The sequence below is a fragment of the Candidatus Omnitrophota bacterium genome (assembly GCA_026387175.1).
In the GTDB taxonomy this organism is placed as follows: Bacteria; Omnitrophota; Gorgyraeia; order 2-01-FULL-45-10; family 2-01-FULL-45-10; genus CAIMPC01.
In genome coordinates, this window is sequence record JAPLME010000011.1 from 188,847 (window position 1) to 206,413 (window position 17,567).

20 protein-coding genes and 1 tRNA gene are annotated in these 17,567 nt (G+C 47.3%); 20 read left to right on the top strand and 1 reads right to left on the bottom strand.

The features are described from left to right. From NTY76_07130 to NTY76_07225, 20 genes are all read left to right on the top strand, one after another. Positions 1 to 798: a hypothetical protein gene (locus tag NTY76_07130; GenBank protein MCX5678863.1), complete on the top strand. Its 798-nt coding sequence runs from the start codon at positions 1 to 3 to the stop codon at positions 796 to 798. 13 nt (positions 799 to 811) lie between these two features. Further along, entirely contained in the window at positions 812 to 1,435 is a 624-nt protein-coding gene (locus NTY76_07135) for a hypothetical protein (protein ID MCX5678864.1), read from the top strand. 450 nt (positions 1,436 to 1,885) lie between these two features. Continuing rightward, a complete protein-coding gene (locus NTY76_07140; GenBank protein ID MCX5678865.1) occupies positions 1,886 to 2,167 on the top strand; it encodes a BrnT family toxin in 282 nt (93 codons plus the stop codon). Continuing rightward, positions 2,154 to 2,384, top strand: coding sequence for a BrnA antitoxin family protein (locus NTY76_07145; GenBank protein ID MCX5678866.1), 231 nt, complete (start codon positions 2,154 to 2,156; stop codon positions 2,382 to 2,384). Before NTY76_07140 ends, NTY76_07145 begins: the two co-directional genes overlap by 14 nt. A gap of 60 nt (positions 2,385 to 2,444) precedes the next feature. Next, positions 2,445 to 2,945 carry a nuclear transport factor 2 family protein gene (locus NTY76_07150; GenBank protein MCX5678867.1) on the top strand — a complete coding sequence of 167 codons (501 nt, stop codon included), beginning with the start codon at positions 2,445 to 2,447 and terminating at the stop codon, positions 2,943 to 2,945. A gap of 24 nt (positions 2,946 to 2,969) precedes the next feature. Beyond that, a complete protein-coding gene (locus tag NTY76_07155) occupies positions 2,970 to 3,776 on the top strand; it encodes a class I SAM-dependent methyltransferase (protein MCX5678868.1) in 807 nt (268 codons plus the stop codon). Between the two features lie 19 nt (positions 3,777 to 3,795). Continuing rightward, positions 3,796 to 4,902, top strand: a complete 1,107-nt coding sequence (locus tag NTY76_07160) for an ATP-binding protein (protein MCX5678869.1) — start codon at positions 3,796 to 3,798, stop codon at positions 4,900 to 4,902. 39 nt (positions 4,903 to 4,941) lie between these two features. Then, positions 4,942 to 5,721 carry a DUF4239 domain-containing protein gene (locus tag NTY76_07165; GenBank protein ID MCX5678870.1) on the top strand — a complete coding sequence of 260 codons (780 nt, stop codon included), beginning with the start codon at positions 4,942 to 4,944 and terminating at the stop codon, positions 5,719 to 5,721. Continuing rightward, positions 5,722 to 6,762, top strand: coding sequence for a TIGR00730 family Rossman fold protein (locus tag NTY76_07170; GenBank protein ID MCX5678871.1), 1,041 nt, complete (start codon positions 5,722 to 5,724; stop codon positions 6,760 to 6,762). A 2-nt stretch (positions 6,763 to 6,764) separates the two neighbouring features. After that, positions 6,765 to 7,700 carry a cation diffusion facilitator family transporter gene (locus NTY76_07175; GenBank protein ID MCX5678872.1) on the top strand — a complete coding sequence of 312 codons (936 nt, stop codon included), beginning with the start codon at positions 6,765 to 6,767 and terminating at the stop codon, positions 7,698 to 7,700. A gap of 20 nt (positions 7,701 to 7,720) precedes the next feature. Next, complete coding sequence (locus NTY76_07180; GenBank protein ID MCX5678873.1) at positions 7,721 to 8,353, top strand: protein-L-isoaspartate(D-aspartate) O-methyltransferase; 633 nt, start codon at positions 7,721 to 7,723, stop codon at positions 8,351 to 8,353. A gap of 46 nt (positions 8,354 to 8,399) precedes the next feature. After that, positions 8,400 to 8,744, top strand: a complete 345-nt coding sequence (locus tag NTY76_07185) for an exosortase system-associated protein, TIGR04073 family (GenBank protein MCX5678874.1) — start codon at positions 8,400 to 8,402, stop codon at positions 8,742 to 8,744. A gap of 4 nt (positions 8,745 to 8,748) precedes the next feature. Beyond that, complete coding sequence (locus NTY76_07190; protein ID MCX5678875.1) at positions 8,749 to 9,258, top strand: PilZ domain-containing protein; 510 nt, start codon at positions 8,749 to 8,751, stop codon at positions 9,256 to 9,258. A 17-nt stretch (positions 9,259 to 9,275) separates the two neighbouring features. Next, positions 9,276 to 9,662 carry a hypothetical protein gene (locus tag NTY76_07195; protein MCX5678876.1) on the top strand — a complete coding sequence of 129 codons (387 nt, stop codon included), beginning with the start codon at positions 9,276 to 9,278 and terminating at the stop codon, positions 9,660 to 9,662. Positions 9,663 to 9,677: 15 nt separating this feature from the next. Beyond that, a complete protein-coding gene (locus NTY76_07200) occupies positions 9,678 to 11,708 on the top strand; it encodes an ATP-dependent helicase (protein ID MCX5678877.1) in 2,031 nt (676 codons plus the stop codon). Between the two features lie 124 nt (positions 11,709 to 11,832). Beyond that, entirely contained in the window at positions 11,833 to 12,249 is a 417-nt protein-coding gene (locus tag NTY76_07205) for an archease (protein ID MCX5678878.1), read from the top strand. A 150-nt stretch (positions 12,250 to 12,399) separates the two neighbouring features. After that, positions 12,400 to 13,779: an RtcB family protein gene (locus NTY76_07210; protein ID MCX5678879.1), complete on the top strand. Its 1,380-nt coding sequence runs from the start codon at positions 12,400 to 12,402 to the stop codon at positions 13,777 to 13,779. Positions 13,780 to 13,851: 72 nt separating this feature from the next. After that, positions 13,852 to 15,129 (top strand): serine--tRNA ligase, encoded by a 1,278-nt coding sequence (gene serS, locus NTY76_07215; protein MCX5678880.1) that lies wholly within the window; start codon positions 13,852 to 13,854, stop codon positions 15,127 to 15,129. A gap of 1 nt (position 15,130) precedes the next feature. Then, on the top strand, positions 15,131 to 15,787 hold the full coding sequence (locus NTY76_07220) for a hypothetical protein (protein MCX5678881.1): 657 nt from the start codon (positions 15,131 to 15,133) through the stop codon (positions 15,785 to 15,787). Between the two features lie 7 nt (positions 15,788 to 15,794). After that, positions 15,795 to 15,884, top strand: a tRNA-Ser gene (locus NTY76_07225). On the opposite strand, the gene NTY76_07230 is transcribed toward NTY76_07225, so the two are convergent. Further along, complete coding sequence (locus tag NTY76_07230) at positions 15,870 to 17,318, bottom strand: recombinase family protein (protein ID MCX5678882.1); 1,449 nt, start codon at positions 17,316 to 17,318, stop codon at positions 15,870 to 15,872. The two genes, NTY76_07225 and NTY76_07230, sit on opposite strands and share 15 nt — an antisense overlap. Between the last annotated feature and the right edge of the window lie 249 nt (positions 17,319 to 17,567).

Genomic DNA, 17,567 nt, shown 5'->3' on the forward strand with positions numbered 1-17,567 from the left:
ATGAAAATAAAATTAATTGCTTTAACTATAATTTTATGCTTGATATTATCAGTAGGGTATATTTTTCTTTTGCAAAAACATGTTTTATGGTTTTGTGACAGCTTTATGGCGTTTACGCATGAAAATTATTATCAGGCCATGTACGACGGATGGAAAAATAAAACATCGAGTTTCCTCCTGTCGCAGTTAAACATTTTTAGCGATGAGCCAAGATTTTCTACGGCAGCAGTCATATTAACCGAACGAAAAGAAAAAAGAGCTATCAAGCCATTAAGAGCTATTTTGAATAGTCAAGCAAGCTCGAATATTAAGCGCGTGGCTATATTCCGATTAGTGAATTTTGATGATAAAGAATCTATGGATCATTTTATGGGGAAAGCATACGCATACAAACAGATGAATTTGAATTTTTACGACAAATCCAAGTCCGAAGATATCGATGAATATCGAACCATATTGCAGGCTTTATCTTCAGTTCAATCAGAGAAAGCTTATCTACTCATTTTAGAGTTAGCAAAAAATGGCAGTCGCTGGGAAAAAGCATGGGTTTTCACCTTATGCCTACATTATTATAAGGCACACTCACTGGAAATAATTCCTATGTATGAAAAATATTTTTTTGATAATTTAGAGATATCATCAAGTCCAGCGAAAGATAATGTTATTTTAGGACTAACATCATTGGGAGATCCTAAAGCCATCCCCGTGTTAGAAAATATAGCTGAGAAGAAGCCGGAATACAGACGAGAAGCTAACCGTGCCATAGCATTTATAGAGGCCGCTCAGAACAAAAAATAAAGGAGGGGTTTGCATGGTGGGAAAAATACTTTTCATTTTTTTTGCGATTTCAATTGTATCTGTTAATTGCAGTAACTGCGCTGATAGCGCCTCCTATGCTGTTCAAGAGCCAAAAGGCGATACTGTGAACCTGGTTGATTTTATTCCCCAGAAGATAAATTTTCCATTTGAAATCAAGTATCCGGCAAAATGGTATGTTAGGGAAGAGCTTACGGGTAATATGCCGGCTCTCATTTTAAGCCAGGAGCCGATTAAAAATGATACAGACAAATATAAAGTTGGCGTGAGTTTATTGTATAACGTAGGTTATTTTTCCAGCAGAGAGTCTTCCAGCTCAGCTTTGGGACAAACTGCCGATCTTGTGGTAAGAATTAGGGATTGGAAAGAAAGCAAAAAGCAATTTGTTGAAGGTTTGAAAGAAGCAGGAAATACTATTATTTCCCAATCGGATATAAAAGTTTCTGGGCAGCCTGCCCTGCGAGTTGAGTTTGAATCGAAAGCCGTGAGAGTCACTGTCATATATGTGCAGGTAGGTGTGCATCTTTTAATGATGACCTTTGAGTCTCCTCCTCAAGAATATAATCTATATAAAGATATTTTTGAAAAGATGATAAACTCGCTATTTTTTACACGATAGGCAAGATTCTCTGATATATACTTATTGGGAATAAGAATAAATAGGGCGCAGCGCCCTATTTGTGGAGTGAGATAACCGTCTTAGCGAATAAGGATGGTCGATGAAGATAGGAAGATACGAATATGGGGGCAACTCTTCAGCGAGAGAGTTGCTTTTTTATTTCAGAATAGCTTGTGCCGTGCTTATAACCTTTATAATTCAATAAATAGGGCGCAGCGCCCTATTTATAAGATATAATTTAGTAGGGTGCCCCTTTTCAGGATGGCCCCATTTTTGTGCGCACATTTTGTTACCCCTCCTTAATATATTTTAAAATAATTTGCAACAATTTGGCCTATTTTAGCGTCTTATATAATAGGTGAGTATAAACGCAATCGCCTGATCTAATACAAAAAGCGTGTTATATTTATAATTATATTGACAAAAATACATATATGAGGTATCCTTAATATGCTTAAAGAGCATGGCAGTTTCATATGGGATCCGAGGAAGGAAAGAGTGAATGTTTATAAGCACCGCATAGATTTTATTACCGCAGCCAAGGCATTTGAGGACCCAAAGAGAAAGATATTTATCGATTCTAAACATAGCGAACGTGAAGATAGATATTTCTGTATAGGGAAAGTAGGCGATAGAATCATAACCATACGATTTACATATCGAAACGGTAAGATCAGGATGATCGGTGCGGGTTACTGGAGAAAGGGGATAAGATATTATGAGAAAACATAAGACAGATCAGGATATGCCGATAGGCGAGTTAAAGAGAGTAGATGATTTCTTGCCGCCGCCTAAAGAATTGGCTGTTCCGGAACAGACCATTATGGTCACTTTGCGGCTAAGCGAGAAGAGCGTTGACTTCTTCAAACAGCAAGCTAAGAGGTATAACACCAAGTATCAGAAGATGCTGAGGTTCCTGGTGGACAAATATGTGGAACGATATACATAAATGGGATTGTCGCAGGGACGGGTCTGGGTTATAATAAAGAATAAGAAAAAGGAGCTGCCTATGAAAAGAAGCGTGTTTTTAGTGTTTGTATTCTGTCTTATCTTGATCATGCCGGCGTTTTCTAGTGAGCAAGCAGATACGGCGAAAGAGGAGATAAAAGCAACGATCTGCGAACTAATGAATAGAGTTACTAGTACAGCGGAGACGCTCGATGCGGCAAAGACCCTTTCGGTCTTGAGCGACGACCCGGACGCGGTCTTCTTTTTTGGCTCAAAACCGTACAGCAAGGCGGAGCTGGTGAGGACCCTCGCCGAGGCCTATGGTAAGCTCAAGTCCATGAAGATCAGTATGAACGCGCCCAAAGTGGAGGTGCTGGGAGCTGACGCCGCCGTATGGACCGCTACAGGCAGGGCAGACTCTGTCGGTAAATCCGGCGAGAGCTATACGGAAATGCTTACTGAAACCTGGATTTGGCAGAAGCAGTCCGGCATATGGCGTGTAGTTCATTACAATGAGTCGGTGACCGTTCCCCCTTTGACGCCCAAAAATAGTGATAAGTAAACTTGGATCCGCTTAGGAGTATCGATGCCAGATAAGACGATCGTAGACCCGGGGCTGTATTCAAAAGATTATTTTTTGACCGATAATGAGGGTTTTAATGAATGGACTAAAGGCCTCGACAGCAACATCCATGATAAATTCAAAAAAGCCCTAAAATACGGAAACCCAAAGAGAGGCGACGCTATACTGGATTTGGGATGCGGCCGCGGCGAATTGATTTACTACTGCGCTAAGCGAGGCGCTAAAATTCTGGGTATCGATTATAGCGCAGAGGGCATAGCACTGGCGAGAGAGGTTATACTCAGACTTCCGCCCGACTTGCGCAAACTGGCCCAGGCCGAAGTGGGCGATATAGGAACATTTGATTTTAAGGATAAATATGATATTGTATTCATGATCGAAGTTGCCGAACATATGCATGACTGGCAGCTAAAAGAAGCGTTTAAAAGAATACGCAGTATATTGAAAGATAACGGCCGCCTGATAATGATGACCCCTAATTATTATTATGAAAAATTCCTTTCTCCATTAAAAAGAATAGTGGATATCCCTTCAAATTTAATAAAATGGCCTCTGAGGATAATAAGAGGAAAGTATAAAAATGGCAGCGCATGGGCGGGTTTTAAAAAAATATTCAGGATAGCTCCCGACAGGGGAGAGCTTAACAAGAAAATGCATGTCAATATTACTACGCCCGGCATGCTGCGTAAATTATTGAGTGATTTCGATGTCCAAATAGAATGTATCGATCCTTCCGTTAATCCCATGAGCCTTATCGCTAAAAAATGGTGCGGCAGAGAGATCGTTGTGATAGCGAGAAAGAAGCAATGACGCATAAGGAACCGGCGTTATGAGTAAAAAACAGGCGGAGAGCGCGTTAAGAGAGAGTGAAAAGAAGTATCGCCGGCTCGTCGAGGGCGTTAACAGCATCATCCTGCGCATGGACACGGAAGGCAGGGTGACCTTTTTAAATAAGTTCGCGCAAAAATTTTTCGGATATAAGAAGAGCGAGATAATGGGCAAAAGCGTGATCGGGACGATAACGCCTGTTACGGACAGCGCCGGGCGCGATCTTAAGGCGATGATAAGCGATATCATGCTCAATCCCGCGAAGTACGTCAGCAATGAGAATGAGAACATGCTGCGCGGCGGCCGGCGGGTGTGGATATCCTGGACTAACAGCGCTGTCCTCGATAAAGATGATCGCCCGACAGAGATACTCTGCGTCGGCAACGATATCAGCGCGATAAAGAAAGCGCAGGAACTCTTAAAGGAGATGGACGATAGAAAGTCGGCCTTTGTCGCCAATGTGGCCCACGAGTTCAAAAACCCTCTATGCATCATGAAGGAGTCGCTGACCATTCTCATTAAAGGCATGGCCGGAGAGGTCGGGCCGAAGCAGAAAGAGATACTCGAGATAACGAGGCGGAATACATTCCGGCTCATCAGGCTGGTGACCGATCTCCTGGATATCGCGAAGATCGAAGCGGGGAAGATGAAGCTGAATAAAGAGGATGTGGATGTGGGTTCGTTAATAGATGAGATAGCGGTGGACAATAGTGCCGATATTTCCAAAAAGAAACTTACCCTGAAAAAAGATATCTCGAAAACCGCGGGCCTTATCCGGGCCGATAAAGACAGGCTGACGGAAGTCGTTATCAACCTTTTGAGCAATGCCGTAAAATATACGCCCTCCGGAGGCAGTATAACCGTTAAGCTTTCAGGGACAGGAAAAGAGATACGGTTCGAGATATCCGATACCGGGCCGGGCATCGCGAAGAAAGATTTTAATAAATTATTCGATAAATTCGAGCGTATTACCGCGGAAAGGCAGGAAGGTACGGGTCTGGGGCTTTCCATAGCCAAAGATATCATAAAACTGCACAAAGGAAAGATCTGGGTCCAGAGTGAAGTCGGTAAAGGCAGCAAATTTATTTTCACTCTGCCCAGGAACTGATTCGGGTTATAATACAAGTAACTTGCGAAGGAGGCCTTAATGCCGCTGGTTCAGAGAATATTGTTATACGTGCACATAATCCCTTTGGGCGCGATTATGGTTTTTCTTGCAGTGGCGTTGTCCATAATAGGGCTTAAGATTATATGGCGGTTTGTTCCGCGCCAGATGTTGAAGGCGCACAACGATCTGACTGCCGCAATATTTAACGCGATCGCGCTGGCCTATACGGTATTACTGGCATTTGTAGTGGTTATAGCATGGCAAAATTTCGATAGAGCCGAAGGACACACAGAGACAGAAGCCAATTGCCTGGTGGACCTTTACAGGACCAGCGGCGCTCTCGGGCAATCATTTGGAGACGAGGCTCGTTCTCTCATAAAGGAATACGTGGACGTTGTTATAAATGAAGAATGGGTATCTCTCGCCCGCGGCGAGGAGAACATGAAAGCTCGCACCACATTGAGAAACATCTGGAAGCTCTACGAAAGCTACGAACCAAAGACGGAGAAGGAGAAGATATTTTTTGCCGAATCGGTGCGTAAGCTCGACGACCTTCGCGAGATGAGAAGATTGCGCATTATGGATTCGAGGAAGGGCGTGCACCCGGTATTATGGTTTGTCCTGATAGTGGGCGCGATAACGACCATAAGTTTCACGTTCTTTTTTGGTTCGGATAAATTTATCAACCATGTGGTAATGGCCTCTATACTGAGCGTGCTGATAGCGCTTATATTGCTTACGATATTATCGTTCAGCTTTCCGTTCACCGGAAGCGTGCGCATAGAGCCGAAAACGTTCCAGCAGGTTATAGGTTATTAAATGAAAAGAAAATGTAAAGAATACGAGATCGGCAATAAGACGATAGACGGCTTAATAGAAGAGATCGCCAGGAAATACAGCTCCGTCGGGACCGAAAATCTGATCCGCGAAATGCTCACGACTGCCGTGAAGCTTGGGAAGGAATCGAGTGATAAAGGGGATCTGAAGCTCGTCAATAACGCGCTTAAAGAATTACGGTATTCTTTTAAGGTGTTTGCTCCCTATAGAGACGTTAAGAAGGTCATAATCTTCGGTTCGGCAAGGTCGAAGAGCACATCGCCCGAATACATAATGGCTGAGGAGTTCACGCGAAAGCTGACAGCCAAAGGCTACATGATCGTGACCGGAGCCGGCTCAGGGGTCATGGAGGCGGGGAATAAAGGCGCCGCAGCGGGCAAGGAATTCGCGCTGAATATCAGGCTTCCATTCGAGCAGAAGCCGAATCCGTATATTGATGAAAAAGACAAAATAATCAATTTCAAATATTTCTTTACCAGGAAGCTGATCTTTGTAAAAGAGACCGACGCTACTGCTCTTTTCCCCGGAGGGTTCGGCACGCATGATGAGGGGTTTGAGATGCTCACCCTGATCCAGACCGGCAAATCCAAGCCCCGGCCGATAGTCCTGATGGAGCCTCCGGGCTTGACGTATTGGAGCGCGTGGAGACGTTTTGTGACGGATCACTTGCTTAAGAACGGCTTCATCTTAAAAGAGGACCTTAAACTCTTCCGTATTATGAAAACCGTCGATGAGGCGGTAAAATACATTGAAGATTTTTACAGGATATATCACTCGATAAGATACATTTCGGGCCGGACCGTGATAAGGCTGAATAGAGAGATCTCCGCGAAGACCCTGGCGCTGTTAAATAAAGAATTTAAGGATATCCTGACAAAAGGCGAGATACTGCTTTCACCTCCGATGGAAAAAGAGATCCGTAACAGAGAGTATGTCGACCTGCCCCGGCTCGTAATGAGCTTCAATATGCGCGACTACGGCAGGCTCTATCAGATGATCCATATTATTAACAGGAGCGCTTAATTATGAACACTAAAGAACAGTACATGATGAGGGCCGCGGGCATCAGCCTTTGGTTCAATGTGGTGCTCTTTATCTTTAAACTCACGGCGCTCATCGTGGTCAGGTCGCTCGCGATCGCCACGGATTTCGCAATAACGGTGGTCGGGCTCACCATCTCCGTTATTCTATATAATTCGCTGAAGCTCTCGATGAAACCCGCCGATCTTTTGCATAATTACGGCTACGGCAAGGTCGAGCATGTGTGCGAGGCGATGGAGGGTATAGTCCTGATGGGGATAGCCGTCATCATGTCCTTTCAGGCGTTCGCGACGTTCTTCCATCCCACTCATGTCACCTTTCCATGGATAGGATTTGCGTCTAGCACGCTCAGTCTGACATTGAATTTTGTAGGGGCTTTCTTTATATTTCAATTGGCCCGTAAAAGCTCGTCCCCGGCGGTCAAGGCGGAAGGAGTTCACTATACGCTGGAAGGGTTCATATCGGCGGCCATCGCGTGCGCTTTCATAGTCACGATAATGGTAAAGAGCGGTCCGTATGCGGGCATAGAGCCGTATATCGATCCCACCGTGACCATACTCGTGAGCCTTGCGATATCCCTGCCTTCATTAAAGCTTGCAAAGCAGGCCTTCGTGAACCTACTCGACGTCTCGATCGAGGAGCCGAGCAAGATGGAGGCCGTGGTGAGGCTCGCCCAGCATGCGGAGAGCTACTGCAATTTTAAGGACCTGAAGACGCGTACAGCCGGCCATAAGAAGTTCATAGAGGTTAAAATAATCCTGCCCAAAGATATGCCGTTTTCCAAAGCGCATGAGATCGTCTCCAAGATCGAAGGGGATATCGCTTCGGGGGTTCCCAATAGTGAAGTGACGGTCGCCATGACACCATGCGCTAAGAATTGCGGCCTGATACAGGACAAAAAGCCCTGCCCGTATTTATAAAATAAACCTGGTATAACAATATGTTTACAGCTAAACGCGACAACATGGTGGCCGAGCAGATCGTTGCCAGAGGCGTAAGCGATACCAAAGTGCTCGAGGCCATGCGCAAAGTCGAGCGCCATCTATTTGTTCCCTCCGATCTTCAGGCGATAGCTTATGCCGACGAGCCGCTCCCGATAGGGCACGGCCAGACGATCTCACAGCCTTACATAGTAGCGTATATGACAGAGGCCGCAGCCTTGAAACCCGGCGACCGGGTCCTCGAAATAGGCACAGGCTCCGGATATCAGGCGGCTGTGCTCGCCGATATAGTGAAGGAAGTATACACGATAGAAGTGAGCGAAGCGCTCTCCCTGTCGGCAGCCAAACGCTTATCCGATCTCGGTTATAAGAATGTCCATTTTAGATCAAGCGACGGCTATGCGGGCTGGCCGGAAAAATCGCCTTTCGACGCTGTGATAATTACCGCTGCGCCGTCCGATATCCCGGATGTGGTCGCCGGCCAGCTTAATGTGGGCGGCAGGATGGTCGTCCCCATCGGCGATTTCTTTCAGGAGCTGTGCCTTATCACCAGGAAAGAATCGGGATTTGAGAGGAAAAGTTTGTTGCCGGTGAGATTTGTCCCTATGATACATCGGCCCTCAAAGCATTGAATTACTCGCGGTTTCGTGATATAGTTTAGCTCGAAAGGGGGTAGTTATGGCCAGACGAACTGTTTTAATTATATTAATTATATCTTTGCTTACGATTGCATTTGCTGTGCCGGCATATTGTAACGATCCGGCGAAGAAATTGGGCCGCGGACTGTCCAATATGGTTACATTCCCCGCCGAACTGTATTTTCAGTTTAAGGAAACCAATGATAATGACGGCGTATTTGCGGCCGCTACGTGGGGTATCATAAAAGGTGTCGGCATGAGCGCTTTGAGATTAGCGGTAGGCGTGTATGAAACGATAACTTTCCCTTTTCCCATACCGAAAGATTATATGCCCATACTTACAGAGCCTGAGTTTGTGGGCGAAAATCTGGTAAACAGCCTTTAAATAAATGAAGAATATTAAAAAACTCGAAAAAGCGATTCCGGTAGACGAGAGAAGAAGATTCATCCGTCATCAGATGTGCTTTCCTCTTAACTACAAGGTCGTGAAAGAAGGCTCTCTCACAAAGGATGAGAAGGTCCAGGCCAAAGAGTTAGGTAAAAAGACGCATTCGACGTCGATAGACATAAGTATAGGCGGGATATTATTCTCCGCGAAGCATCCCGTGAAGGCAGGCTCGGTTATTCTGATAGAGATGCCGTTCCAGGACAAGATATTTAACCTGCGGGCAATGGTCGCCCACTGCAGTAAGAACAAAGAGACGAAGCTGTATAATATAGGCGCGGCTTTCCAAAAACTCAGCGCCGCGTATAAGGTTAAATTGGTTGAACAACTCTGTTTGATCAGCGAATTCCGTGATATAAGAAGCATCGAGCTCGGCAAGCAGATATCGCTGGAAAAAGCCTCGAAGGAATGGATAAAACGCTATTCGAGCAGATTCCGCAGGCTTTATTGGTAATGAAAGGTGACGATGTGATGAAAAAAATATTAGGTTTAATGGTAATGACTCTCCTGGTTTCATCGTTTGTATTTGCCTGGGGCAATGTCGCGGGCGCGGCGCCCACAGGAAACAATTATCTGGCGATGACGAAAGAGAGCAGGGTGCAGGTTGTCACAGCTTTGATCAATGGCGCTAAAGAAGGCGGCGTGACGATCAAACAAACACCCGTATCATATTGCATGAAACTCGACGCGTTCTACGCTAAGCACCCGGATATGAAGAGCCGCGACCTCGCGATAGTCCTGAAGACATTGATCATCATGGAATACGACTGGGTCCAGAAGGGCGTGGATAAGGACCAGCTCGCCCGCCAGTTCCTCGGCGATAAACTTTATCAGCAAAATAAGGCCAGACTTAAGTAAGATCTGATCATATAAGTGGAAGACCTAAGGCGTAAACTCAATCCCTCACAGTATGAAGCTGTCAGCACAATAAACGGCCCCGTCCTCGTCATAGCCGGCGCGGGCTCCGGTAAGACGCGCGCCATCGAGTACCGCGTCCTCCACATGGTGGAGAGCGGCATCAAGCCGGAATCGATCCTCCTTCTCACATTCACCAGAAAAGCATCCCATGAAATGCTCTCCCGCGCCACCAAGCACGACAGCCGCTGCAGGCACATCGACGGCGGCACCTTTCACTCATTCGCTTTTAAGACCCTGAAGAAGTACGCGAAGGTCCTCGGCCTCTCCAATCTATTCTCGATACTCGACGAGTCTGACGCTGAAGAGGCGATCCACAGGTGCGCTCTGAAGGTGGGCCTCGTCAATAAGGATAAGAAGGTGCCTAAGAAAGACACCCTGCGCAGCGTGATCAGCATGACCGTCAATAAAGGCCTCTCGATTACCCAGGTCCTGGAAAAAGATTACCCGCATTTTCTCGAGTTCGCCGGTGAGATCGATCTTTTGAGAAAAGAATACGCCGCGTATAAGATTCATAAGAACTATATGGACTACGATGATCTCCTGGTATATCTGAAGATGCTCCTCGAGGTCGATGAGGCGCGCATAAAGCTTTCCGAAAAGTACAAGTACGTGATGGTCGACGAATATCAGGACACGAATATGCTCCAGGGTGACATCGCTTACCTTCTGGCGAAGGAGCATAAAAATATAATGGTGGTGGGTGATGACGCGCAGTCGATATACGGTTTCCGGGGATCATCGCATAAGAATATAATGGAATTCCCCAAGAAGTTCGACGATTGTAAAATAATAAAGCTCGAGGACAATTACAGAAGCACCCAGGATATCCTCAATGTCGCGAACTCGGTCCTGGCAAATATGGACAATAAGTACTCGAAGTGCCTGAGATCGACCCGGACCGACACCGTAGAGAAGCCGAAATTGAGTTTCTTTAAGAATGTTTACGACGAGGCGGCGTGGATAGTGGATAAGATAAAAGAGCTGAGGGATGAGGGTATCGATGTGCACCATCAGGCGGTGCTATTTCGTTCGGCGTACGTCTCGATACCTCTGCAGGCCGAGCTCAGTAAGAACGGTATCGATTATCAGGTCTTCGGCGGGCTTAAATTCTATGAGACCGCTCATGTCAAAGATCTTCTCGCGCATATGAAGATCGTATTGAACATAAAGGACGAGATCGCCTGGCATAGGATATTGACTTTGATCGAAGGTATCGGGCCCAAGACCGCCGACAGGATCGCAGAAGATATAATGGCGAAGGCGTCCTTACAGGACGTGATAGGAAAGACATTCGAGGGTAGTGACAGGTTCGGTAAATCATCCAAGAATCTCTGGAAATTAAAGTCCTTCCTTAAGTCGGCCGCAAGCGCTAAGCTCAGCCCGGGTTCGCTCTATGATATTTCGCTCGACTATTATCTGCCGCTCATGAAGGAGAAGTTCGACGATTGGCATATCCGCATTAACGATCTCGAGACCTTAAGGCAAATAGCCGCGCGCTATGACGAGTTAGAACAGCTCCTGGCGGATTTCGCGATAGAGCCGCCGGACAGGAGCGTATGGAAGGTCGAGGCCACACCGAAGAATGAGGAGAAGCCTTTGACGCTCTCTACGATCCACTCTTCGAAGGGCCTAGAATGGGATTCGGTATTTCTGATAAGCCTTATCGACGGAGTATTGCCTTCGAGCTTTGCCCTGGAGCGCGAGGAAGAGATAGAGGAAGAGAGCCGCCTCTTCTATGTCGCTGTGACGAGGGCAAAGAACAGGCTCTTCCTCTCGATGAGTCACGAAGGTTCGAGAGGCGGCATAACTCAATTCAATAAGATATCCCGCTTTCTGGACGCCGCCAATGTCCTCGCAGGGCTCGACCAGAAAGTGATATTCGAGCCGACAGAAGACCCCGATATAGACCTGGACGATAGTGATGGCATAATGCCCGCTTACAATAAAAGCTCCCTCCTGAAGCGAGTAATCGACCGATATTACTAGAGAAAAGTGGGACAGTCCCTATCCGAGTGAGATTACGGTCGGGGACAGTCCCAACTTTTCCCCTACTTTTCCTAATCCCTACTTTTCTCTTGATAGCGCCCCTTAGTGAGTGTAAAATACCCACATGAAACGCTATGAGCAGTTCCCGCACACAGCGGATATCGGCGTGCGCGTATACGGTAAAGACCCGAAGGAATTATTCGAGAACGCCGCATTCGCGATGTTCGATATAATCGCCGATCTCGAGAATCTCTCCGGCGATACCGTAGAGACTTTTGAACTGGAGGCCGAGGACCAGGAAGAGCTTCTGGTAGCATGGCTCGACGAGCTTCTTTACAATTTTTACACAAAACAGCTGATATTCTTTAAATTCAAGGTCGAGGAATTGACCGAAAAGCGCCTGAAGGTAAAAGCCACGGGCAGGCCCATAGGCGCTAATAGAAACCGCCTGAAGACAGAGATTAAAGCCGCGACATACAGCGGGCTGAAGATAAAGAAGTCTGGCGAAGGCTGCGAGGTAGAGATAATTTTTGATGTTTAGGAAAAGTGGGACAGTCCCTATCCCAGTGAGATTACGGTCGGGGACAGTCCCTACTTTTCCCAGTCTGAGGAGCAAAGCATGAACGCCCTGGGGTTACTCGAGCGGATCGACCAGTTCAGGTGGCGCCTGCCGAGAAACACTAAGAGCGGGATGCGTGTCGACGGAGTGATATACGCCTCCGAGGAGATGATAAAGGATATCGTCTCCGACAAATCGCTCGGCCAGGTCTCGAACGTGGCATTTCTTCCTGGCATAGTAAAACACTCGCTTGCGATGCCCGACATTCATTGGGGCTACGGTTTCCCAATCGGCGGGGTGGCAGCGACGGACGTGGAAGAAGGCGGAGTGATCTCGCCCGGCGGCGTGGGCTTCGATATAAATTGCGGCGTAAGGCTCGTTAAGACGAACCTAGAAGAGAAAGACGTTAAGCCGAGGCTGAAGGATTTAGTAACTGCTCTTTATAATGATATACCGGCGGGAGTGGGCTCCAAGGGTGATATTAAGATAAGCGCCAAGGAAGAGAGGAAGCTTCTAGCCGAAGGTGCAGGGTGGGTGGTGGCGCATGGTTACGGCGTCAAGGAAGACCTGGAATATACCGAAGATCATGGCGCGATAAAGGGCGCTAACCCGGACGCTGTATCCGATAGAGCCTATGAACGCGGATTGCACCAGTCCGGAACGCTCGGCTCAGGGAACCATTTTCTCGAGGTCCAGGTTATCGACGAGATATACGATGAAGCCGCCGCGGCAGTATTCGGCATCGAAAAAGGCCGGATAATGCTCATGATCCATTCGGGTTCTCGCGGCCTCGGATATCAGGTATGTGACGAATACGCTAAGGGCATGATAAGGTGCCTCGCGAAATACAATATCAGCGTGCCGGACAGGCAGCTTGCCTGCGCGCCGGTTAACTCCGAAGAGGGCAAGGCATATCTAGGAGCGATGAAGTGCGCGGCCAATTACGCCTGGGCCAATAGGCAATGCCTGATGCACTTGGCCAGAGGCGTATTTGAGAAAGTATTCCGCAGAGGGCCTAAAGATCTCGGCATGGACCTTATATACGATGTGGCCCATAACATTGCGAAGCTCGAGAAATACAGTATAGACGGAAAAGAGAAGACCTTGTGCGTTCACAGGAAGGGCGCGACGCGAGCCTTTCCTCCGGGGCATCCGGATCTTCCGGCAAAATACAGTGAGATAGGCCAGCCCGTGATAATCCCGGGCGATATGGGCAGGAACTCGTATCTCCTGGTAGGGACGAAGGGCGCAGAGGAGACATTTTACTCGACATGCCACGGCGCAGGCAGACGGCTCTCACGAACCGCTGCGGTAAGCGCATGCAGAGGCAGGTCTATTGCCAAAGAGCTTGAGAATAAAGGTATAATAGTAATGGCAAGCGGGAGAGGCACATTGGCAGAAGAGGCCCCAGAAGCCTATAAGGACATTAATCAGGTTGTGGGTGTCGTGGATGGCGCCGGTATATCGAAAAAAGTATGCCGTATGCGCCCGATAGGTGTAATAAAAGGATGAGAAAAAATGGGGACAGTCCCATTCCATGCTTAAAAAACACGTTGGGACAGTCCCCATTTTTAAAGGAGCTCCATGCTAGATCTAAAATTCATAAGAGAGAACAGGGACCAGGTCAAGGAAGGCATTAAGAGTAAGGGCCAGAAGATCGATATTGATGAGCTCCTCGCTATAGACGAAGAGCGCCGAAAACTCATGACAGAGGTAGAGACTCTGAAGGCCGAGCGCAATAAGGCCAATAATGAGATATCCGCGCTGATGAAGGTAAAGAAGAACCCTAAAGAGATTATTGACAAAATGAAGGCTGTTTCCCAAAAAATAGCCGAATTAGACATAAAAGTGGGTGAACTAGACCAAAAATTAGAGAAAATACTATATGTAATCCCAAATTTACCCGATAAATCGGTCCCAATTGGCAGCCCGGAAGCCAATAAGATAGTGAAATCATGGGGAGATACCCCGAAATTTAGCTTTAAACCTAAGAGCCACATGGAGATAGCAGAATTATTGAATATAATAAGTTTTGGTGTTGCAGCCAAGATAACGGGATCGAATTTCGTGCTATTCACAGGGCCGGGCGCCAGGCTCGAGAGGGCGCTTATTAACTTTATGCTCGATCTGCATACCAAAAAACACGGTTATAGGGAAGTCTTCCCGCCGTTTTTGGTCAATAGGCGCAGTATGACAGGCACGGGGCAGCTTCCAAAGCTGGAAGAGGATATGTATAGATTGAAAGACGAGGATCTTTTTTTAATCCCGACAGCCGAGGTGCCGGTGACCAATATTCATTCGGGTGATATTCTGGAAGAAGAGAAGCTCCCGATACGCTATACAGCTTATTCGGCCTGTTTTAGGCGCGAGGCCGGATCATATGGCAAAGACACGAAGGGCCTTATAAGAGTGCACCAGTTCGATAAGGTGGAGCTTGTGAAATTCGTGAAACCTGAGACTTCATTCGATGAGCTGGAGAAATTACTAGCCGATGCCGAAGAGGTCCTGCAGATACTGAAGATCCCTTACAGGGTAAAGCTTCTGGCATCAGGCGACATGTCATTCGCCGCCGCGAAATGTTACGATATAGAGATCTATGCCGCGGGCGTCGACGCTTATCTGGAGGTCTCGAGCTGTTCCTGCTTCACCGATTTTCAGGCCAGGCGTGCGAACATCCGCTACAGGCAGAAGGAGACTAAGAAGACGGCGTTCGTGCATACATTGAACGGCTCGGGCGTAGCGCTGGCCCGGCTCGTTGTGGCGATATTGGAGAATTATCAGAATGAGGACGGTACCGTAAATATCCCCGAGGCTCTTGTGCCGTACATGGATGGGGTAAAGAAGATAGAGAAAGGCGCCTAACATGTGGCAGAAAATCATTAAATTCCTTGTAGGGATTCTCGCGATACCTGTAATGGTCGCCGTGACCCGCGCGTTCTACGTGAACATCATCGCCGTCACCGAACTCTCCGGCATATTGAAATATTTCATGTGGGGCGTGGGCTCATATATAGCATTGCACCTATTATTTTACAAGCCGACGTTCTTTTATGTGCTGGGCCATGAAGCGGTCCATGCGATAACGTCATGGGTGATGGGCGGGAAGATCCAGTCGTTTAAGGTCACGGAAGAGGGCGGCAGTGTATCGACGACGAAGACGAATGCCGTGATCGAGCTGAGCCCGTATTTCATCCCGATATACGCGATAATCCTGATGGCGGTGTATTTCGTGGTCGCTTATTCCTATAAGATCAACGGCGCCGCTTTCATATTCGCGATAGGCTTCACATTGACGCTTCACATAGTCATGACGATCGAGGTCATGAAGATGAGACAGCCCGACATGGTGAAGTCGGGGTATTTCTTCTCGATAGTCGCCGTATATGTTCTTAATATCGTCATAATAGCAATGCTATTCAGCCTGTTATTTCCATCGTTCTCGTCGAAGAAATTCTTTATGGACAGCTTCACCTTTTCGAAAGAGATCTACGGCGCGATAGTGAGGCAATTGTTCTTTTAGGTTTCGCGGAGGAGTGGCAGAGTGGTCGATCGCGGCAGCCTTGAAAGCTGTTGTGGGCGCAAGCCCACCGTGGGTTCGAATCCTACCTCCTCCGCCAGTTTTGATAGGGAGCGTTCGATAGATATGGTCGGAAGGTACCTTCCGACGAAAAACTTATCCGGCTCATCTTTAATATAAAGTTCGAACCGATTTTCTCGAGATATTCACGCTGTGACTCGAGATTTCCTTCCCGTAACATGCAACCTATTCTGTTTAAATCGGTTACGAAATCTTTCGCCCGTTCGAACCAATTATCGCCCCCAGCAGCAAAATCCTTTAGAGCCTCCTGTAAATCCTTCTTTTCATTCAGATATGCCTCTTTCTTTCGCTGATACTCTTCGAGCGAGATGTTACCCTCTAGATATACATCTATAAGTCGGTTTATCTTACGATCTATATCTGTAATATTGTCTTGCATATTTTGCTGCTGGGGGCGTGATGATTGGACATCGCATGCCTTATCCTTCTCTAGCTCTCGTAAAATCTTCGTAGTCCAATCATCACACAAAGAAACTTTTTGAAGGATGGACTGTATCTGAGTAGCGAGCTCTTCCTCTCGGACGTATTTCTGAGTGCAGTTAGTCAGTCGCTTGGTGCATCTGTAGTAGGTATAACCTTTCTGTGTTTCTGCTGTGATCATTCGCCCGCACTCACCGCATTTCATAAGCCCTCTAAAGACAAAGTACCTTTCAGCTTTCTTGGGTTTACCCCTGCGAGCCATAACTTCCTGACACTGGTCAAAAAGTTTCTTTGTGATAATTGGTTCGTGAGTTCCCTCGTAACTCTCACCGTTATATCTGAACACTCCGTAGTAGATAGGATTCTGCAGGATATGCTGATATTGGCTGGCTGAGAGTGGGCGGCCTTTCCTGCAGCGGCCTGCCATGCCGAGTGAGGTTATCTTATCCCGTATATCAGCGAGCGTGTATCTACCGGTAGCATATAGGGCGAAAGATTTCGTTATGAAAGGAGCTTTGCCCTCGTCTTTGATGATACCACGTGTCTTGGGATCGTTCAGATACCCTATGGGCGCCCACTGCGGCCAGATACCTTTGCTGAGTTTCAAGCGCATGCCCCGCTTAATATTCTCCGATAGTGCGTCTATATAGTACTTACTCTGCCCGAAAGCTATGGATAGCATAAATTTGCCTTGCGCGTTATTATCGAAGCGATAAGTAGGGAAGAGGAGGCCCTTGATAATGCCCTGGTCTACGAGATATATGATTTTCCCACCATCGACACTGTTGCGAGCGAGCCTATCGGGATGCCATGCGAGGATACCGTCAGCGGCCCCTCGCTCTATCTGTGCTAGCATATCATTGAATATGGGGCGCCCTGGCTTCTTGGCGGTCTTAGCCTCGATGAGTTCCTTAACAACGCATATCTTCTCTCGCTCGGCATACTGTCGTAACTCAACAAGCTGGGCTTCTATAGATAATATCTGCCTATCCTCATCGTCAGTGGACTTACGAGCGTATAAGTAGCAGCGCATATAAGGGCAAAGCTCCTTTCATCGAACTTTATATTAAAGCTGAGCCGGATAAGTTTTTCGTCGGAAGGTACCTTCCGACCATATCTATCGAACGCTCCCTATCAAAACTGGCGGTGTGTGCTTCACCGCGTTCGAACGATCTTCAGGGGTACCCCTGAAGAAAAAACCTAAACCGTTAACCGCCGGCTCGGCGTCCCGCCATCACCACGCCGTAGTAAATCAAGGTAGTGCAACAGCTACAAGGGGCGG